We start from the raw sequence: 16987 nt of genomic DNA, 5'->3' as shown, positions 1-16987 counted from the left end.
TTCCCTGAAACCTTGACGGACCCGGCAGCCCATGAACTTCTCTCTCGACTTCACGCCACTGGCGCCCTACTGGCCCGTGTTCCTGCACGGTGCCTGGCTGACGCTGAAGATGACCACGCTGGCCGTCATCGTCGGCGTGGCCATCGGCATCTTCGTCGCCTTCGCCAAGAACAGCCCCAATCGCGTTGTGGCCCGCACCTGCAGCGGCTACATCGAGGTGGTGCGCAATACCCCGTTCCTGGTGCAGATCTTCCTGCTCTATTTCGGCCTGGCCAGTCTTGGTATCCGCATGCCGACCTTCGCGGCAGCGGTGCTGGCCATGATCATCAACATCGCCGCCTATGCCGCCGAGATCATTCGCGCCGGCATTGATTCGGTGCCGCGCGGACAGATCGAAGCCGCCGAATGCCTGGGCCTGTCGGTCTGGCGCATCCGCTGGCACGTGATGCTGCAGCCGGCCATCGAGCGCGTCTATCCGGCACTGACCAGCCAGTTCCTGCTGATGATGCAGGCCTCGGCGATGGCCTCGCAGATTTCCGCCGAGGAGTTGACGGCCATCGCCAATACCGTGCAGTCCGATACCTTCCGTTCACTGGAAACCTATCTCGTGGTGGCTGCCCTGTACCTGGTGCTGGCCGTGCTGGTCAAGCTGGTGGCTTATTCCATCGGTGAAACTATCTTCAAACGCCGCCGCACCTTGCGCCGCGCGGCCGCACAGGGCAGGCGCAGTCCGGTATCACGCTTGCCCGCCAGCGATCCGGCAGCGATGGCACCGCTGGCCCATGTGCCGTATGTACATGCCGCTTCGCGGCCGGTGGCGGTCAACACCGCAGCCGCGCTGCGCATCGAAGGGAGCACATCATGATGGGCAACTTCAGCTGGACCTATTTCTTCTTCATGGTGCAATCGATCGGCTGGACCCTGGTCTTGTCGCTACTGGCTTTCGTGCTCGGTGGCATCGGCGGATTCCTGGTGATGCTGGCGCGCATCTCGCCACGCGCCTGGCTGCGGCGGCCGGCCATCCTCTTCATCGAATGCGTGCAGGGCATACCCTTGCTGATCCTGCTCTTCATCGTCTATTTCGGCTTGTCGGTGTATGGGCTGGTGCTGCCGGCACTGGTGGCAGCGGGGCTGGCGATGATGATCTATGCCAGCGCGTATCTGGGCGACATCTGGCGCGGTTGCGTGGAGGCCATGCCGCGCCCGCAGTGGGAAGCATCGGAGTGCCTTTCGCTGACACGCTGGCAGACGCTGCGCCTGGTCATCATCCCGCAGGCCACGCGGCTGTCGCTGCCGCCGACCATCGGCTTCCTGGTGCAGCTGATCAAGATGACCTCGCTGGCGTCGGTCATCGGTTTCGTCGAACTGACGCGGGCCGGTCAGATCATCAACAACTCCATCTTCCAGCCCTTCCTGGTGTTCCTGCTGGTGGGGTCCTTCTACTTCCTGCTCTGCTATCCCTTATCGCGCTGGAGCGCATCCATGGAGAGAAAGCTCAATGTCAGCCATCGCTAAACCCGAATCCGCACCGCATCTGCGCGCCGTGGAGGCGTCACAGGAAGCGCAGCCGGTCATCGTCCGGCTGGACCAGGTCTACAAGAGTTTCGGTGACAACCAGGTCTTGAAAGGCGTGTCCTTTGAAGTCGCGCGCGGCGAGATGATCGCCATCATCGGCGCCTCCGGTTCCGGCAAGTCCACCGCGCTGCGCTGTATCGACCGGCTGGAGACCATCGACTCCGGCAGCATCGAAGTGGCCGGCATCCGCGTCGATGATCCGCAGGTCGACCTGCACAGGCTGCGGCGCGAGGTGGGCATCGTGTTCCAGAGCTACAACCTGTTCCCGCATCTCAACGTGCTGGAAAACGTCATGCTGGCGCTGCGCCACGTCAAGCAGCAGGACAAGGCCGAGGCGCGCCGCGTGGCCCTGGCCGCGCTGGCGCAGGTGGGGCTCGATGAAAAGGCCAATGCCTATCCCGAGCAGCTCTCGGGCGGCCAGCAGCAGCGCGTGGCCATTGCGCGCTCGCTGGCGATGTCGCCCAAGGTGATGCTGTTCGATGAAGTGACCTCGGCACTGGACCCGCAACTGACCGGCGAAGTGCTGCGCGTGATGGAAGACCTGGCCGCCAATGGCATGACCATGCTGCTGGTGACGCACGAGATGAACTTCGCCAAGCGCGTGGCCGACCGCATCATCTACATGCACCAGGGCCGGGTCTGGGAAGTTGGTCCCGGCGACATGCTGGACCACCCGCACACCCCCGAACTGCAAGCCTTCCTGGCCGCCGACCTGTAGCGCAAACGCTGTTGCCTGACCTGACCATTCATAAAATAACGGAGACACAAAATGAAACTAAGCCCATTACGCCACCTTGCACGCCCGGCCATTGCGGCCCTGATCCTGGGCCTCGCTACCCATGCCGCGCACGCCGACCAGCTCGACGATATCAAGAAGGCCGGCAAGATCCGCATCGCCACCACGTCCAGCACGCCGCTGTTCGGCTACAGCGACGACAAGCTGCAGCCGGCCGGCTCCGACGTCGACGCCGCGCGCCTGCTGGCGCAGGACCTGGGCGTGCAGCTCGACCTGATCCAGGTGGCCAATGCCGCGCGGGTGCCGACCCTGCAATCCAATCGCGCCGATATCGTGGTGGGCTCGCTGTCGATCACGCCGGAGCGCCTGAAGGTCATCGATTTTTCCACGCCCTATGCGGTCATCAGCCTCATCATCGGCGCGCCCAAAAGCATGGCCATCAAGGATTATGCCGACCTCAACGGCAAGCGCATCGGCGTCACCCGCGCCACGCCCAACGATACGCTGACCACGCAGAACGCCAAGGGCGCGGAGATCATGCGCTACGAGGATGATGCCACCCTCATCACCTCGATGGTCACCGGCCAGGTGGAAGTCTTTTCCAGCACGCCTTCCAACCTGCAGGAGATGCAGAAGAAGGCACCGGGCAAGAATCTGGAAATGAAGTTTGAACAGAAGGCGTTTGACCTGGGCATCGCCATCAACAAGAACCAGCCGCGCCTGAAGGAATGGATCGACAACTGGGTCAAGATCAACCAGAAGAATGGCAAGCTCAATGCCATCTACAAGAAACATCATGGCCGCGATCTGCCGGCTGCCGTGCAGAATCCCGCATAAGCCGTATCTGTTCCAGCCACGCCGGGTGCAGCATGGCCCGGCGTTGTTGCGTCATGCGCAGCGTTCAGCGGCCTTCGAAAATGCGCTGGCGCGCATGCCCGATATGGGCACGCATGGCCGCCTCGGCGTCTTGCGCGGAGCCTTGGGCGATGGCATCGATGATGGCCTGATGTTCGTCATCGATGACCTGGATGCGCGCGCTCTCCTGCGGTGAACCGAGATTCTGCGCCAGTTCCATGCACTGGCGGATCGGGCCCAGCGCATGTTCGATGGTGGAGATGAAGAAGGGATTGCGGGTGGCCCGGGCGATGGCCATGTGCAGCGCCAGGTCTTCCTCCACGCCGGTCTGGCCTTGCAGCTGCGCGCGCCGCAGTGCTTGCAGGCAATGGCGCATCAGGGCGATGTCCTCTTCCTCGCGGGCCGTGGCCGCAATGCCTGCCGCACCCACTTCCACACACGCGCGAAACGCGTAATAGCGCTCCACGTCAGGGATGCTGGCAATCTGCGCCGGTGCGCTGCTTTGCAGGACCGGCAGCCGCTGCACATAGTTGCCCGAGCCCCGGCGCGAGACCACGATACCTTCCGAACGCAGGCGCGAAAGTGCTTCCCGTACTGTCGTGCGGGAAGCCTCGTAACGCTGCGCCAGTTCCACTTCGGTGGGCAGCTTGCGGTTCTCGCCCAGTTCCCCGCGCAGGATGGACGCGATGATCTGCTTGCAGATGTGTTCGGACCGGCTGAGTTGGCCGCGATGTGAAGAATCGGGGGAGGGCGGGTGGAATGCTGACATGTACGATGACTGCTGCCGGGAAGTTCGTCTGCGGTCACTATGAAGGGTTCTGCGCCGGGGCGCAAGCCTGGGCTGCCCGGCGCGCGGGAAGATTCACCTCATCCCCCTGAAATCGGCCTGCAAAGCCGTTTCCATGAAGGAATCTGCATTTAATTCGGTTGACTTCCGGAGCCGCGATCATTAGAGTTGTCCACCTGCATGAAGAATTAGTCCGACTAATCGCAGATCAACATATACGACATCGTATAAATAAAATGATAAAAAAGATAAGAAAACTTCATCTGGAGACAGGCATGCATTCCCGATCTGCCTGAGCCCAGGCGGCCCTGTGCCGCCGGGGGATGACGGCTGTGCGCCATCCACCGCGAGAGCGGGCGCACAAACGGACCCCTGGGCGACGGGCCGCGCATTGCCTGCCCTTTGAAGAACTATCCATTTTGGAGACGCCATGAAGTACGTAAGAGGAATCCGCTGGTACATGGTGACGCTGGTCACCCTGGCCCTGATCGTCAATTACCTGGCCCGCAACACGCTGTCGGTGGCCGCCCCGACCATGATGAAAGAGCTGGACATGAGTACCCAGCAGTACTCCTACATCGTGGTGGCGTGGCAGATCTGCTATGCGGTCATGCAGCCGGTGGCCGGCTACGTTCTCGACGCGGTGGGCACCAAGATCGGCTTCGGCATCTTCGCCCTGGCCTGGTCGCTGGTGTGCGCGGCGGCCGCACTGGCGACCGGCTGGCAGAGCCTGGCCTTCTTCCGCGCGCTGCTGGGCATGACCGAAGCAGCCGGTATTCCCGGTGGCGTGAAGGCTTCCACCGAGTGGTTCCCGGCCAAGGAACGGTCGGTGGCCATCGGCTGGTTCAACATCGGTTCCTCGATTGGCGCGCTGTGCGCACCGCCCTTGGTGGTGTGGACCATCCTGCACGGCGGCTGGAAGATGTCCTTCGTGGTGGTGGGTGTGCTGGGCGTGTTGTGGTTCTTCCTGTGGATGCTGTTCTACAAGAGCCCGCGTGACCAGAAGTTGCTCTCGCCGGAAGAGCGCGACTACATCCTCGACGGCCAGGAAAAAGCGCCTGAGAAGGTGGTGCGCGAAAGCTGGACCAAGATCGTGCGCAGCCAGAATTTCTGGTCGATTGCCATCCCGCGCTTCCTGTCGGAACCGGCGTGGCAGACCTTCAATGCCTGGATCCCGCTGTACATGGCCACCGAGCGCCACATGAACATCAAGGAAATCGCCATGTTCGCCTGGCTGCCTTTCCTGGCGGCGGACATCGGTTGCGTGCTGGGCGGCTACCTGAGCCCGTTCTTCCACAAGCATTTGAATGTGTCGCTGTTCACTTCGCGCAAGCTGGTGATGCTGGTGGGCAGTCTGGCCATGATCGGGCCGGCTTGCGTGGGCTTCGTCGATAGTCCGTATGTGGCCATCGCCTTGCTCTCCATCGGCGGATTTGCGCACCAGACGCTGTCGGGCGCGTTGTATTCGATCACTTCCGATGTGTTCACCAAGAATCAGGTGGCCACTGCCACCGGCCTGACCGGCATGAGCGGCTACCTGGGGGCGACGCTGTTCACGCTGCTCTTCGGCATCCTGGTCACGCAGATTGGCTATGGCCCCTTGTTCGTGTTGCTGGCCGCGTTCGACCTGGTGGCCGTGGCGGTGGTGTTTGCGATTGCCCGTCCGCGTCCGGAGGCGATTGCCTGATTGTCGTCATTCGCAAGAGTGCATGAGGGGGCGGCGTCTTGGGACGCCGCCCTTTTTTCATTGGGGATCACGGATCAGTGACGCCCGATATCGTTCATGCCGTCAGCGGCGGGCGCTGCATGGCCACCCACTCCTGCACCGTGGACCGCTGCCATTGTGCCTTGGCATAGGCGGCCAGACGCGGTGGTACGGGATCGCCATGCAGGGCGAGACGATTGATCATCAGTGCCAGGTCGGTATCGGCGATGCACCACTGGCCGAAGAGGTGGTCCGCTGCTTGCGGCAGCAGGGCTTCCGCGAAACGGAACAGCCGCTGTGCGGTGGCTTCTGCCTGGGCAGACAGGGGCGGCTTGCGCGCGGCGTAGAAGAGCACTTGCGTATTGCGCTCTTCGCGGATGGGCATCAGGTCGCTGCGCAGCCAGGCTTGCACCTGGCGTGCGCGTGCGCGCGCGGCTGGATCGGAAGGATAGAGCGGCGCACCGTCGAAGACGTCTTCCAGATATTCCGTGATGGCCGAGGATTCGGACAGGGCCAGCTCGCCATGCTGCAGCGTCGGCACGCGCGCCGTCAGGGACAGCGCGGCATAGGCGGGATCATGATGGGCGGCGGCGTCGAGGTCGACGGTGTGCAGATCGAAGGGCAAGGCCTTTTCGCGCAGGGCGACGAAGACCGACATGGCATAGGGGCTGGCGTATTGGGCGTCGACGTGGAGTTGCAGAGCGGACGGGTGACGATCAGTTTGCATATGTACCTCGTGAAGAACGGTTGAAGAAAGCCGTTCCGCCGGCAGTGCGCCGGGCGAGGTCTGAAAGAAGGGTGATGTTGCGATCCAGTCCCGCCAGGCGATCCGCCGGACGGGACGTGACATCCCCGTCAGCGGAGATGCCGTTTTTTGGTGTTCAGCCCGCGCAGGCAGACGCCGGCGGCCGGAAGGGCTGCGCGTGTCTGGATGAGGGATCGCTTCAGTTGCATGGTGTGGGAAGTGATGGGCTGAGCGACGATAGTAAACGAGATTGTCGGAAAAGTTCAAATACCGTGTGGCGTTTCTGCACCGTGCAGATTCACAATCGCCCTTTTCCTTGCTGGCAAAAGAGGTGGTGATATGAAAGGCATGCAATCGAACCGCGATGTCGTCGTTGAGGGTGCAATAATGGGGCCTTTCTTATGCCCGGATGACGACATCATGAACGACGGCAGCGCGCAAGCCATCCCGGATTTCGGTCAGGATTTCCGCGCGCTCCTTAATTTTCTGTACGCGGGCAGTGATACAGAAACGCTTTCGCCAGAGCGCTTTGCTGCAGTGCTGCGTATCGATGCTGCCGCGCTCATGGCCTCATGCCGCTACCCGGCGCTGTCACATGGCAGCGAAGCCTACGCCATGCAAAGGCATTTGCATGAAGCCCTACGCGTCATTCGGCTCTGCAATGATCTCTTCGGCAATGTGGAAGCATCCCTGGCCTGGTTTCAACAGGCCGCGCTCCCGGTTTTCGGTGGCAATACGCCGCATCAGCTGGTGTCGGAAGATCGTAGCGATGATCTCGTGCGTTATCTTTCTTCGCTGGAAGCCGGATTTTCGGGATGATCCTGACCAGTCTTGAGACGGTCGCTTATCGGGTCCATGTTCCTCGCTGGTCGTTTGATCCGGTCTCAGGTGCCGGCGCAGCGCGATTCGGCGGCAGGCTCAACCGACCCGGCGTGCCGGCTTTATACCTCTCGCTGGAGACGGCCACGGCACTGGCCGAATACCAGCAGTTGGCTCCACTGCTGCCGCCGGGTGTGATCGTGGCCTATCAGGTGAGGCTGGAGAAGGTGGTGGATTTCCGTGATGGCATCGGCCCGGGGTGGAGCCCGATCTGGCGGAGTTTCTATTGCGATTGGCGGCGCTTGCTTTTTCAGGACTCCACTGAACCACCTTCGTGGGCGATAGGTGATGCAGCCATGACGTCAGGTGCCAGTGGCATCCTATTTCGCTCGGCCCTTACCAGCGCCGGTTGCAATCTGGTGGTCTTCACGGAGAAGCTTGGACATGCCGATCAACTGAACGTGCATGATCCGCTGCGCACATTGCCAGCCGATCAGGCCTCCTGGCGGTAACGGTACCAGCGGCCTCGTCAAGAGCAGATCAGCGAATCTCCGCGCTATACCTGAACTTGCTCCCCGCCCCGCGCGATTGTCGCCACTCCAGCGGCGCACCATCCGAGCCGAAGGCGATGCGTTCGATCACCACTACCGGCGTCTTTTCCTTGAGTCCCAGCAGCTTTGCCTGCGCCGCCGTCACCGTTTCCACCGTCAGGGTTTCACGCGCCGAGGCGACGATGAGCCCGCATTCGCGCTCATACAGTGGATACAGCAGATCGCCGAAATCCTCCGGTGCCTTCCCCGCCAGCGCCTTGAAGCGTTGGGCACACAGGTAGATGTTCTCGGCCAGCACCGGTTGTCCATCCACCTTGCGCAGGCGCAGCAGTTCGATCACCCGGGCGTGCGTCTTCAGGTGCAAGGCTTCGGCCACCTGACGTGGTGCCTCGATGACCTTGCGGCTGACGATTACGCTGGTCGGCTGCAGCGGGCGGCCATCGGCCGATTCGAAGCGGAAGAAGCGGAACAGCGAATTGTCGAAACGCGCCTTGCGCACGAAGGTGCCACGTCCGTGCGTGCGTTCCACCAGGCCTTCGCTCATCAGCGTCTCGACCGCGCGACGCACCGTACCCACGGCCACCTGATAGGTCTGGCTCAATTCGGCTTCGGACGGTATGGCTTGTCCCGGTTGCCATTTCTGGGCGCGGATCTGCGCCGCGAGCTGGTCACGCAACTGGAGATAGAGCGGCAGGCGCGCATCGGCGGCGGTCTGGTCAAGCATGCTGAAACTGGCCTTGCAAAAGACAAAGTGCTCAGTCTACCCGGGGCCGGGCCTGCCCACAATGACAGGGTGCATCGTACCGCACGCAGGTGGACGGCACTGCGCCGCCGTCCTTGTCCACCGATGATGCATCCCTGAGCGCCACAAGGTTTCATCGCTCGCCGCAGTGATCAGGATGGAAATCCTCAAACTTACGCTGAGTACGACGGCTTTTTCAATCAAACACTTATCATCATGTTGATTTGCTCGCCGATTTGACCCTCTCTAACTGACCCGCCTTCCAGTGCCTGCTAAAGGCCGCCACACGGTCATACGACCCCTCATAACCAAGCTCCCTTAACTCCAGGAACATCTGTTTCAGGGTCCGTCTTTGCTTACGGGATTTGACCAACTCTGAGCTCAGCCACGCGGAAAGCCTGGGGGCATATGCATCCAAAGAGCTCGGTGAATGCCTGCTGGCATAGGAAGGTTCGATCGCCTCTGATCGAATGTAGCGACGAACCGTGTTTCGGGAAATGTCCAACCTGCGGGCGATTTCCCGGATCGAGACGCGATCTCTGATGTACCAGCGTCGAATGATTCCAAGTAGGGCCACGTCTATCACTCCGTTCTCCCGCTCGATGTCATGAGCAGGATTGTGGTCTAAACATGGGTCAACTTAGGATGCAAATTTCCGGGGAAACTGGGTCAGTTTTCAATGCAAATCAACAGACGTGGTATCAGTCAGGAGTAGGAGATGCAGGGCGATAGTCGGAATATGCCGCCACGTCTCCCTCCCCCATTAAAAACATATAGATTAGCGCGGGCATCATGTATCGCATGATGAGCGGATATGCATTGATGCTCGAAGAGATTACGTCGAAGTTCAATTGTCTGGAATCAAAGATGAGCCGCTAAATGAATGAAATCGATTGTGGGTGAGCGAGGTCGCGAGAGGTAGTTGCTTTTCCTTCGAATAGGGCACTTGAAGAATACCTGGGAGCTGGGAGTGCTGGATCGTTTCGGATCGGATGTAACGACTGGCAGTATTGCGTGATATCTCCGGCCGGTGAGAGTTTTCCCTGGCCGAGCTGCGATTGCAGATATACCAGTGCGGAATAATTCCGCTAAGGCCACGGTTATCAGTCCGTTCGCCCGCTCGTTGTGATGAGCAGGATTGGGTGACTTTCGACACTCATTCAAAATTCCTCTCAATTAATGCCAAATTTTGATGAAATTTTCTCTTAACTCTGAGGAATACCACAGGATTCAGGAGGATTGTTGAGTCACCCCGGCTGTGTTATCTTCCGTTAACTCATATAGATGACTATATGAGTAGTCCACTAAATATATCAATCAGCTACGCGCCACCATCGTGCTTGCATCACGTTCCGGCACCGCCCTGGCGGCCAGGCGGGGAAGCCCGAGGTAGCGCGCCTTCGGCATAGAGGAAGAGACAATGTTTTCATGGTATCGGCAGGTCACTGCCAAGGAACGCAAGACTTTCTGGGCCTGCTTCAGCGGGTGGGCACTGGATGCGCTGGACGTGCAGATGTTCAGCCTGGCCATCCCCGCGCTGATCGCGGCCTTCTCGCTCTCCAAAGCGGACGCCGGCATGATCAGCGGTGCCACGCTGGTGGCCTCGGCCATCGGCGGCTGGTTCGCCGGCGCCCTGTCGGACCGCTACGGGCGCGTCAAGACCCTGCAGATCACCATCATCTGGTTTTCCTTCTTCACTTTCCTGAGCGCCTTCGCCCAAAGCTATCCGCAGCTGCTGGTGCTCAAAGCCCTGCAGGGCTTCGGTTTCGGCGGTGAATGGGCGGCCGGTGCGGTGCTGATGGCCGAGACCATCCGCGCCGAACATCGCGGCCGCGCCATGGGCACCGTGCAGAGCGCCTGGGCCGTGGGCTGGGGCGGTGCGGTGCTGCTGTTCTCGGTGCTGTTCACGATGCTGCCGCAGGAAATGGCCTGGCGCGTGATGTTCGTCATCGGCCTGCTGCCCGCGTTGCTGGTGGTCTACGTGCGCCGTTCGGTGTCCGAGACCGATGCCTTCCTGGCCGGCTGCAAGGCTGCCACCAGCAAGCCTGCGGCCAGTACGCTGCTGGGCATCTTCCGTCCCGACGTGCTGCGCCTGACCCTCATCGGCAGTCTGCTCGGCGTGGGCGCACACGGTGGCTACTATGCGCTGATGACCTGGCTGCCCACCTATCTCAAAACCGAGAAGCACCTGTCGGTCCTATCTACCGGCGGTTATCTGGCCGTCATCATCATCGCCTTCTGGTGTGGCTGCATCGCCAGTGCGCAATTGCTGGACCGCATCGGCCGCCGCCGTACCGTGGCGTCGTTCGCACTGTGCTGCGTGGCGACCGTGCTGTGCTACATCTTCCTGCCGCTGACCGATACCCAGATGCTGATCTGCGGCTTCCCGCTGGGCTTCTTCGCGGCCGGCATCCCGGCCAGTCTCGGCGCGCTCTTCAATGAGCTGTATCCGAGCGGCATTCGCGGCACCGGCGTGGGCTTCTGCTACAACTTCGGACGCGTGGCCTCGGCCGGCTTCCCGGTACTGGTCGGCCACATGAGCGACTCCATGCCGCTGGGCCAGGCCATCGGCATCGATGCCGCCATCGCCTATTCGCTGGTGGTGATCGCCGTGCTGATGCTGCCCGAGACCAAGGGCCGCCAGATGGAAACCGGCGCATGAGCACCAGCGCCGTCCTGAGCACGCCCGCACTGCGCATCGATACCCACGCGCACGTCTTTGCGCGCGGCCTGCCGATGGCCGACGTGCGCCGTTACACGCCCGCTTACGACGTGACCGTCGAGGAGTACCTGGCGCGGCTGGATGCGCATGGCATGAGTCATGGCGTGCTGGTGCAGCCGAGCTTCCTGGGCAGTGACAACAGCTACCTGTTGCAGGCCATCGCCCGCGCTCCGCAGCGCCTGCGCGGCATCGCCATGGTCGATGCCGATATCGACGACGCGCAACTGCAGGCCTTGCAGCAGGGCGGCGTGGTCGGCGTGCGCTTCAACCTGGTGGGTGGCGCGCCGCTGCCTGATTTCAGCGGCGCGTGGCGCGACACGCTCACGCGCATTGCGGCACTGGGCTGGCAGGTAGAGATTCATCGTGAGGCCGCAGATTTGCCACGGGTGCTGGAACCCTTGCTGGCACTGGGATTGAAGGTCGTGGTCGATCACTTCGGGCGGGTCGACGCGGCACTGGGCGTGGATGACCCGGGTTTCCGCTACCTGCTCTCCACCGGCCCTTCGCGCCAGGTGTGGGTGAAATTGTCGGCGCAGTATCGCAACGGCGGCAGCGAGGGCGGTGCCCGTTTCGCTGGCCAGGCCTGGCCGCTGCTGCGCCAGCACTTCGGACCGGATCGCCTGCTGTGGGGCAGCGACTGGCCGCACACCCAGCATGAGAGCATGACCAGCTATGCCGACAGCTGGCGGCGTTTTGAAAGTCTGGTGAGCGACGAGGCGGATCGCCGTTGCATCACCGGCGAGACGGCGGCGCAACTGTTCCAGTTCTCCTGAGCCTGTGCCACGCGCACAGGAAAGCAGATAATCCCTCCGGGGATTGATGCATGGCCTGCATCAGATCCCCGCATTGATGCATTCGCTGCACTTGTTGCGCAGCCGATGATGTCACCTCCGCCTCACTCGATCCAGCTCAGCTGCGTCAGCTTGACGCGCTCACCGAGACGCGGCGCATTGACCAGGTGCCATGCCGTGTATTGCTCGGCATAGGCCGTGTCGGAGGCCATCAGGTCCACCGGCACCACCACGTCAAAACCACGGAAGGCTGCGCTGGCCGCCGTATGCAGCACCGCGCCGTGGGCCGCCGCACCGATGCAGATCACGGTCTTGATGCCTTTCTCGCGCAGCAACTTTTCCAGCTCGGTATTGATGAACTTGTCCGGGCCCGACTTGAACAGCGGCTCACCCCCCTGTATGGCCGCTTCGGGCCAGATGTCGGCCGGCGTGCTGTTGCCGCCCAGGGTATAGATCACAGGGACCTTCTTCTCGCGTGCCATGGCCAGCAGCCTGGCCACGCGCGGCAACATCGCCACGCAGCGCGGTCGGCTGTCCGGATGACAGGTCTGGCGCGCGATGTCGAGCACCAGCACGGCGGTGGTGGCCGGGTCGATGACCACGTGCGACAGTGCCGGGGCGGCCGGTGCCTTCACCGTCGACCATGCGTCATAGACGCCCTGGGCTGCCGCCGGGGCGGAGCCTGCAAGGCTGGCCGACAGGCCGATGAGGGCGGCCAGGATGGCGTGAGAGAAGAGTCGCATGGTGTTCCTTTCAGAAGCAGGGGCCCGGGGAGTCGGTATCGTTGGTCATTTTCCTGCACGGTGCCATACTTGGCCCGCCGCGCGGAAACAAATTATCGCCGAGCTTGTCCTATCGCGCAGGCCGGACAGAGCGTCCGCGCCGCCGGAGACAAGCCGCCAGGGAAGCGGCGCCCCGGACAATATTTCTTCAGAACAAAATTTTGCCGGGCGGGGCGGCGGAAAGACAGCATTGGAAAAACTGGTCAAGCGACTTGGTTTGGGCCTCATCGGCCTGGTTTTCTTCTGGGCACTGGATCGCATCAGCGCCAACGAACTGGCCAAGAGCAGCGTGCTCATGGCCACCGCCTTGCCCGGCATCGCCGGCGTGTTTCTGGTCTTGCCGTGGATGCGCGAACGGCCACGCTGGTTCTCGCGCGCGACGCTGGTGATCATCGGCGTATTCTTCCTGGATGCCGCCATCAAGGGTTTCCTGCGCGACTATTTCGGCCTGCGCCCCAATCCCATCCTGGTGCTGCAAGCCATCTTCAATACCAACCCGGCCGAGAGCAGCGAGTTCTTCCGCCATAATGGCCGCGACCTGGCCGAGGCGCTGGGCCTGCTGTTGCTGGCGTGGACCGGACTGTGGCTGGGCGAGCGCTGGCTGCGCCGGCGCGAGCAGGGACAGCCCGCCGCGCCCTGGCGCTGGCGCGGGCGGGCCGCCGTCGGCTGCTTTCTGGCGGTGTTCGTGGCCCTGCATTTCAATCCCACGATGGCTAAGGAAAATCCGCTGCTGTTCTGGCCCATCCGTTATCTCGACTATCGCGAGCAACTGGCCCAGGCCGCCAGCATGGAAGCGGATGTGGCGCGCAACATGGCGCATCGCTCCGACTGGCAGGTGCGTTATGCAGGACCGGAGCGCAACACCGTGGTGTGGATCATCGGCGAGAGTCTCAATCGCGCCAACATGTCGTTGTATGGCTATGAGCGTCATACCTCGCCGACGCTGGAAGCGATGCGCAAGGAGCTCATCGTGTTCCGCGACGTGGTCTCGTCGGAACCCGCCACCATGGCCTCGCTGATGAAGATGCTCACGCCGGCCGACCTCAACGATCCACAGGCCTGGAACCGCAAGCCCGATGTGCTGATGCTGGCGCGCGAGGCAGGATTCCGGATTCACTGGCTGTCCAACCAGCCGCCCAACGATGGCTGGCTGGGCCTGGTCTCGCGCCGGGCCGACGAGCAGGTGTTCATCAACAAGGGGGCCGGGCGCGGCGAAAACAATTTCGACGGCAACCTGCTGCCGGCGCTGGACACTGCCTTGCACGACCCGTCCCCGAAGAAGCTGATCGTGGTGCACCTGCTGGGCGCACATCCTACCTATGACATGCGCTACCCGAGCCAGTACGCACGCTTCGATACCGTGCGCGATGGCGTGACCGAAAAGCTGGAGGACGCCGACCGCTCGGCGTGGATACGCCAGCTGCGCAATGAGTACGACAACGCCATGGCCTACAACGACTACGTGGTCGGCAGCATGCTGAAGCTCACCATGAACGCGGCACGGCAGGACCATGCCAGCCTGCTCTTCAGTTCCGACCATGCACAGGAGGTGGGCCACACGCGCAATCACGCCGGCCAGTCGGTGAGCGACGCCACCGGCTATGAAATCCCGATGCTGGCATGGACCCGCTCCTTCACCGGCAAGAGCCCGGAGGACAAGGCGCAGCTCGAATACCGGCCCTACCAGACCGACCAGCTGGAGCACACCATCATGGGACTCCTGGGCGTGCAGTCACGCTACTACGACGCGCGCCACGACATCCTCAGCGAGCAGTTCGGCAGCGGCAATTTCCATCAGCAGCGGCGCATCAATGGCCAGCCTTACCTGCCGCGCACGGTGACCTACAACCAGACTCCCTGATCGCGTTGGAGAAGCGTGATCCGTGATGGAGCCGAGCGAAGCCGCAGGACGCGCCATGCGCGATCCTGACGGACGCGCGCGCTTCTCGTATCATGCTGCTTTGCATCGCACATCCCGCCATGTCCACTTCCTCCGCCATTGTCTTTCCCCGCCATGCCGTGATCATCGGCACCGGTGCCGTCGGTCTCATGACTGCCATCCACGCGCTGGACCAGGGCTTGCAGGTGACCCTGCTGGATTTCAATCCGGCCGGCAGCGAGGAGGCGTCCAGCTATGGCAATGCCGGCTGGCTCTCCTCGCATTCGGTGATCCCGCCGGTGGAGCCGGGGATGTGGAAGAAAGTCCCCGGCTATCTGATGGATCCGCTCGGTCCCCTGTCGATCCGCTGGCGCTACCTGCCGCGCCTGACGCCCTGGCTGCTGCGCAACCTTGCCAGCGCGCGCCGTGATCGCATCCGCACCACCGCACGCGCCTTGCGCACGCTGGTGGCCGATGCCCGCCGCCTGCATCTGGAGGTGGCGCAGCGCGCCGGTGTGGCGCACCTGATCGATACCTCGGGCGTGCTGCACGTCTACCGTTCGCGCCAGCATTTCGACAATGATGCTTTCGGCTGGGGTGTGCGCCGCGAGCTGGGCATCCAGTGGCAGGAGGTGGAAGGCGCGGCGCTGCGTGAACGCGAACCGGATCTGGATCCGGCCTTCGGCTTTGCAGTACAGGTCGACGAGGCCGGTCATTGCCGCAATCCTGCTGCTTATCTGCAGGCCTTGCAGGCGCATGTCCTGGCACGCGGTGCAAGCCGTGTCGAGGGCCGGGCCACGGGTTTCCGCGTGGAGCAGGGACGCTTGACGGCCGTGCTGACCGAACAGGGCGAGATCGCCTGCGATGCCGCCGTCATCTGCGCCGGTGCACGCTCAAAGGCGCTGGCGGCTGCCGCTGGCGATCAGGTGCAGCTGGAGAGCGAGCGCGGCTATCACGCCGTCATTGGCGGGCACGACCAAGAGGCGCGAGCGCGCACGCCGATGATGGTGTCTGAATTCAAGGTCATTGCGACCCAGATGGAAACCGGCTTGCGCATTGCCGGCCAGGTCGAGTTTGCCTCCTTCGAGGCGGCACCGGACTGGCGGCGCGGCGAGATCATGCGCGACATCGCCCTGAAACTCTTCCCCGGCCTGCCGCGCACGCTGCCGGCGGAGGACGTGAAATACTGGCTGGGCCGCCGCCCCAGCACGCCCGACGGCATGCCCTGCATCGGCCCGGCCAGCGCCAGTGCCGACATCATCCATGCCTATGGCCACGGCCACATCGGCCTGGGTTGCTCGGCACGCACCGGACGCATCGCCGCGCAGTTGCTGGCGGGGGAGGTGCCGGAGATCGACCTGGCACCCTTCAGTCCGCAGCGCTTCTGAGGGCCGGTCTCAGAAAGCGATATCGCCGGCCGCCGTGACGGTGGTGCGCACGCCATACGCCCCCAGATTGGACAGCGTGGCCTGATGATGGGCCACCACCTGATCCACTGGCAACACGCCGTTGGGCGCGGTGGTGTGTGCCCCTGCCGCCAGCGTTACCGGAAAGCCCAGCGCCAGTGCGCGACGCACGGTGGATTCCACGCAGAACTCGGTCTGCATGCCGCAGATCACCAGGCGGGTCACGTCACGTTCGCGCAGCAGCGATTCCAGGGCCGTCTGGTGGAAGGCGTCCGATCCGCGCTTGCGCAGGTAAAGATCCTCGGCCTGATGATGCAGCCCGTCCGCAAGTTGCCATCCGGCACTGTCGTGCTGCAAGCTGCCGCTGTCTTCGTGCTGCACGAAGATCACCGGTACACCTGCCGCACGTGCATGGGCCGAGAGCAGGTTGATGCTGGCAATCGTGGTCTCGCCGTTGTCGACGGCTTCAGGGCCGGCGCACAGGGCTTGCTGGACGTCGATGATGAGCAGGGCAGTGGTCATGGTGGCGAACGCCTTGAGAAGAATGCGCTAGGGTAACAGAGCCCCGGCCAAGCGGCCCCGCAAGGATATTGCCAGCCTGACACTGCGGCAATTTGTCCCATTTCATCGGTCCGGGGGCTTCGCTACAATGGGGTACTCCGAGTTATTCCATTTCTGCATCTATTCCCATGACTGCCCTGTTTGACCGCGTCGAAGGCTTCCTGCGCAAGGCATCCGGACTGCACATCCTGCTGGCCCTGCTGCTGGTGTGCGGCCTGCTGTGCTGGGCCGTGTGGGTATGGGCTACCGGTGAAGGCCGCACGCCGTTCGGCATGCTGGACTTCTGCATCACGCCGCCTGCGAAGTAAGCCTCCCATCGCTGGCATGCGCT

At 62.7% G+C, this 16987-nt stretch carries 18 protein-coding genes; 12 read left to right on the top strand and 6 right to left on the bottom strand.

Translation table 11 applies throughout. The annotated features are described in order from the left end of the window. The first annotated feature begins 31 nt into the window (after positions 1-31). From E2K99_RS24260 to E2K99_RS24245, 4 genes are read left to right on the top strand one after another with little or no spacing between them, the layout of a single operon-like run. On the top strand, positions 32-865 hold the full coding sequence (locus E2K99_RS24260; RefSeq protein ID WP_134223861.1) for an amino acid ABC transporter permease: 834 nt from the start codon (positions 32-34) through the stop codon (positions 863-865). Next, complete coding sequence (locus E2K99_RS24255) at positions 862-1515, top strand: amino acid ABC transporter permease (RefSeq protein ID WP_121041161.1); 654 nt, start codon at positions 862-864, stop codon at positions 1513-1515. The genes E2K99_RS24260 and E2K99_RS24255 overlap by 4 nt, the downstream gene beginning before the upstream one ends. After that, a complete protein-coding gene (locus E2K99_RS24250) occupies positions 1499-2293 on the top strand; it encodes an amino acid ABC transporter ATP-binding protein (RefSeq protein WP_134223860.1) in 795 nt (264 codons plus the stop codon). The genes E2K99_RS24255 and E2K99_RS24250 overlap by 17 nt, the downstream gene beginning before the upstream one ends. A 51-nt stretch (positions 2294-2344) precedes the next feature. Next, the gene (locus E2K99_RS24245) at positions 2345-3148 is read left to right on the top strand and encodes a transporter substrate-binding domain-containing protein (RefSeq protein WP_134223859.1); all 804 of its coding nucleotides are present in this window, start codon (positions 2345-2347) and stop codon (positions 3146-3148) included. Positions 3149-3212: 64 nt separating this feature from the next. Here the strand turns inward: E2K99_RS24245 and E2K99_RS24240 are convergent, their stop codons facing one another. Further along, positions 3213-3935 carry a FadR/GntR family transcriptional regulator gene (locus tag E2K99_RS24240; protein WP_134223858.1) on the bottom strand — a complete coding sequence of 241 codons (723 nt, stop codon included), beginning with the start codon at positions 3933-3935 and terminating at the stop codon, positions 3213-3215. A gap of 448 nt (positions 3936-4383) precedes the next feature. Between E2K99_RS24240 and E2K99_RS24235 the strand changes: the two genes are divergently transcribed. Then, positions 4384-5640: an MFS transporter gene (locus tag E2K99_RS24235; protein WP_134223857.1), complete on the top strand. Its 1257-nt coding sequence runs from the start codon at positions 4384-4386 to the stop codon at positions 5638-5640. A gap of 94 nt (positions 5641-5734) precedes the next feature. On the opposite strand, the gene yfcF is transcribed toward E2K99_RS24235, so the two are convergent. After that, positions 5735-6385, bottom strand: a complete 651-nt coding sequence (yfcF, locus tag E2K99_RS24230; RefSeq protein WP_134223856.1) for a glutathione transferase — start codon at positions 6383-6385, stop codon at positions 5735-5737. 357 nt (positions 6386-6742) lie between these two features. Here yfcF and E2K99_RS24225 point away from each other — a divergent pair, with 357 nt between their 5' ends. Both E2K99_RS24225 and E2K99_RS24220 read left to right on the top strand, forming a co-directional pair. After that, positions 6743-7222 (top strand): DUF2384 domain-containing protein, encoded by a 480-nt coding sequence (locus E2K99_RS24225; protein ID WP_134223855.1) that lies wholly within the window; start codon positions 6743-6745, stop codon positions 7220-7222. Further along, the gene (locus E2K99_RS24220; protein WP_134223854.1) at positions 7219-7734 is read left to right on the top strand and encodes an RES family NAD+ phosphorylase; all 516 of its coding nucleotides are present in this window, start codon (positions 7219-7221) and stop codon (positions 7732-7734) included. The genes E2K99_RS24225 and E2K99_RS24220 overlap by 4 nt, the downstream gene beginning before the upstream one ends. Before the next feature lie 28 nt (positions 7735-7762). Here E2K99_RS24220 and E2K99_RS24215 read toward each other — a convergent pair whose 3' ends face one another. Beyond that, entirely contained in the window at positions 7763-8497 is a 735-nt protein-coding gene (locus E2K99_RS24215; protein WP_034331745.1) for a GntR family transcriptional regulator, read from the bottom strand. Positions 8498-8729: 232 nt separating this feature from the next. After that, a complete protein-coding gene (locus tag E2K99_RS24210) occupies positions 8730-9092 on the bottom strand; it encodes a helix-turn-helix domain-containing protein (protein ID WP_420840927.1) in 363 nt (120 codons plus the stop codon). Between the two features lie 843 nt (positions 9093-9935). On the opposite strand from E2K99_RS24210, the gene E2K99_RS24205 reads away from it, so the two are divergent. Both E2K99_RS24205 and E2K99_RS24200 read left to right on the top strand, forming a co-directional pair. Next, positions 9936-11177 (top strand): MFS transporter, encoded by a 1242-nt coding sequence (locus E2K99_RS24205; RefSeq protein WP_134223853.1) that lies wholly within the window; start codon positions 9936-9938, stop codon positions 11175-11177. Further along, entirely contained in the window at positions 11174-12010 is an 837-nt protein-coding gene (locus E2K99_RS24200; RefSeq protein WP_205703728.1) for an amidohydrolase family protein, read from the top strand. Before E2K99_RS24205 ends, E2K99_RS24200 begins: the two co-directional genes overlap by 4 nt. A gap of 122 nt (positions 12011-12132) precedes the next feature. Here the strand turns inward: E2K99_RS24200 and E2K99_RS24195 are convergent, their stop codons facing one another. Next, the gene (locus E2K99_RS24195) at positions 12133-12771 is read right to left on the bottom strand and encodes a cysteine hydrolase family protein (RefSeq protein WP_134223852.1); all 639 of its coding nucleotides are present in this window, start codon (positions 12769-12771) and stop codon (positions 12133-12135) included. A 229-nt stretch (positions 12772-13000) separates the two neighbouring features. Between E2K99_RS24195 and E2K99_RS24190 the strand changes: the two genes are divergently transcribed. Then, positions 13001-14671 (top strand): phosphoethanolamine transferase, encoded by a 1671-nt coding sequence (locus E2K99_RS24190; RefSeq protein WP_134223851.1) that lies wholly within the window; start codon positions 13001-13003, stop codon positions 14669-14671. A gap of 119 nt (positions 14672-14790) precedes the next feature. Further along, complete coding sequence (locus E2K99_RS24185) at positions 14791-16077, top strand: NAD(P)/FAD-dependent oxidoreductase (protein WP_134223850.1); 1287 nt, start codon at positions 14791-14793, stop codon at positions 16075-16077. 9 nt (positions 16078-16086) lie between these two features. Here E2K99_RS24185 and E2K99_RS24180 read toward each other — a convergent pair whose 3' ends face one another. Beyond that, positions 16087-16617, bottom strand: a complete 531-nt coding sequence (locus tag E2K99_RS24180) for a cysteine hydrolase family protein (RefSeq protein WP_134223849.1) — start codon at positions 16615-16617, stop codon at positions 16087-16089. Positions 16618-16784: 167 nt separating this feature from the next. Here E2K99_RS24180 and E2K99_RS24175 point away from each other — a divergent pair, with 167 nt between their 5' ends. Continuing rightward, on the top strand, positions 16785-16964 hold the full coding sequence (locus tag E2K99_RS24175; RefSeq protein ID WP_034331740.1) for a hypothetical protein: 180 nt from the start codon (positions 16785-16787) through the stop codon (positions 16962-16964). The last annotated feature ends 23 nt before the right edge of the window (positions 16965-16987 follow it).

Source organism: Herbaspirillum huttiense, assembly GCF_004367745.1.
GTDB classification, from domain to species: Bacteria; Pseudomonadota; Gammaproteobacteria; order Burkholderiales; family Burkholderiaceae_D; genus Herbaspirillum; species Herbaspirillum huttiense.
This window is presented reverse-complemented; position numbering and strand designations above follow the sequence as displayed.

Coding starts and splice junctions, on each gene's coding strand:
- E2K99_RS24205 (WP_134223853.1), top strand. CDS start 9,936: ATGTTTTCATGGTATCGGCAGGTCACTGCCAAGGAACGCAAGACTTTC.
- E2K99_RS24195 (WP_134223852.1), bottom strand. CDS start 12,771: ATGCGACTCTTCTCTCACGCCATCCTGGCCGCCCTCATCGGCCTGTCG.
- E2K99_RS24185 (WP_134223850.1), top strand. CDS start 14,791: ATGTCCACTTCCTCCGCCATTGTCTTTCCCCGCCATGCCGTGATCATC.
- E2K99_RS24175 (WP_034331740.1), top strand. CDS start 16,785: ATGACTGCCCTGTTTGACCGCGTCGAAGGCTTCCTGCGCAAGGCATCC.
- E2K99_RS24245 (WP_134223859.1), top strand. CDS start 2,345: ATGAAACTAAGCCCATTACGCCACCTTGCACGCCCGGCCATTGCGGCC.
- E2K99_RS24215 (WP_034331745.1), bottom strand. CDS start 8,497: ATGCTTGACCAGACCGCCGCCGATGCGCGCCTGCCGCTCTATCTCCAG.
- yfcF (WP_134223856.1), bottom strand. CDS start 6,385: ATGCAAACTGATCGTCACCCGTCCGCTCTGCAACTCCACGTCGACGCC.
- E2K99_RS24240 (WP_134223858.1), bottom strand. CDS start 3,935: ATGTCAGCATTCCACCCGCCCTCCCCCGATTCTTCACATCGCGGCCAA.
- E2K99_RS24255 (WP_121041161.1), top strand. CDS start 862: ATGATGGGCAACTTCAGCTGGACCTATTTCTTCTTCATGGTGCAATCG.
- E2K99_RS24235 (WP_134223857.1), top strand. CDS start 4,384: ATGAAGTACGTAAGAGGAATCCGCTGGTACATGGTGACGCTGGTCACC.
- E2K99_RS24250 (WP_134223860.1), top strand. CDS start 1,499: ATGTCAGCCATCGCTAAACCCGAATCCGCACCGCATCTGCGCGCCGTG.
- E2K99_RS24180 (WP_134223849.1), bottom strand. CDS start 16,617: ATGACCACTGCCCTGCTCATCATCGACGTCCAGCAAGCCCTGTGCGCC.
- E2K99_RS24220 (WP_134223854.1), top strand. CDS start 7,219: ATGATCCTGACCAGTCTTGAGACGGTCGCTTATCGGGTCCATGTTCCT.
- E2K99_RS24225 (WP_134223855.1), top strand. CDS start 6,743: ATGAAAGGCATGCAATCGAACCGCGATGTCGTCGTTGAGGGTGCAATA.
- E2K99_RS24200 (WP_205703728.1), top strand. CDS start 11,174: ATGAGCACCAGCGCCGTCCTGAGCACGCCCGCACTGCGCATCGATACC.
- E2K99_RS24260 (WP_134223861.1), top strand. CDS start 32: ATGAACTTCTCTCTCGACTTCACGCCACTGGCGCCCTACTGGCCCGTG.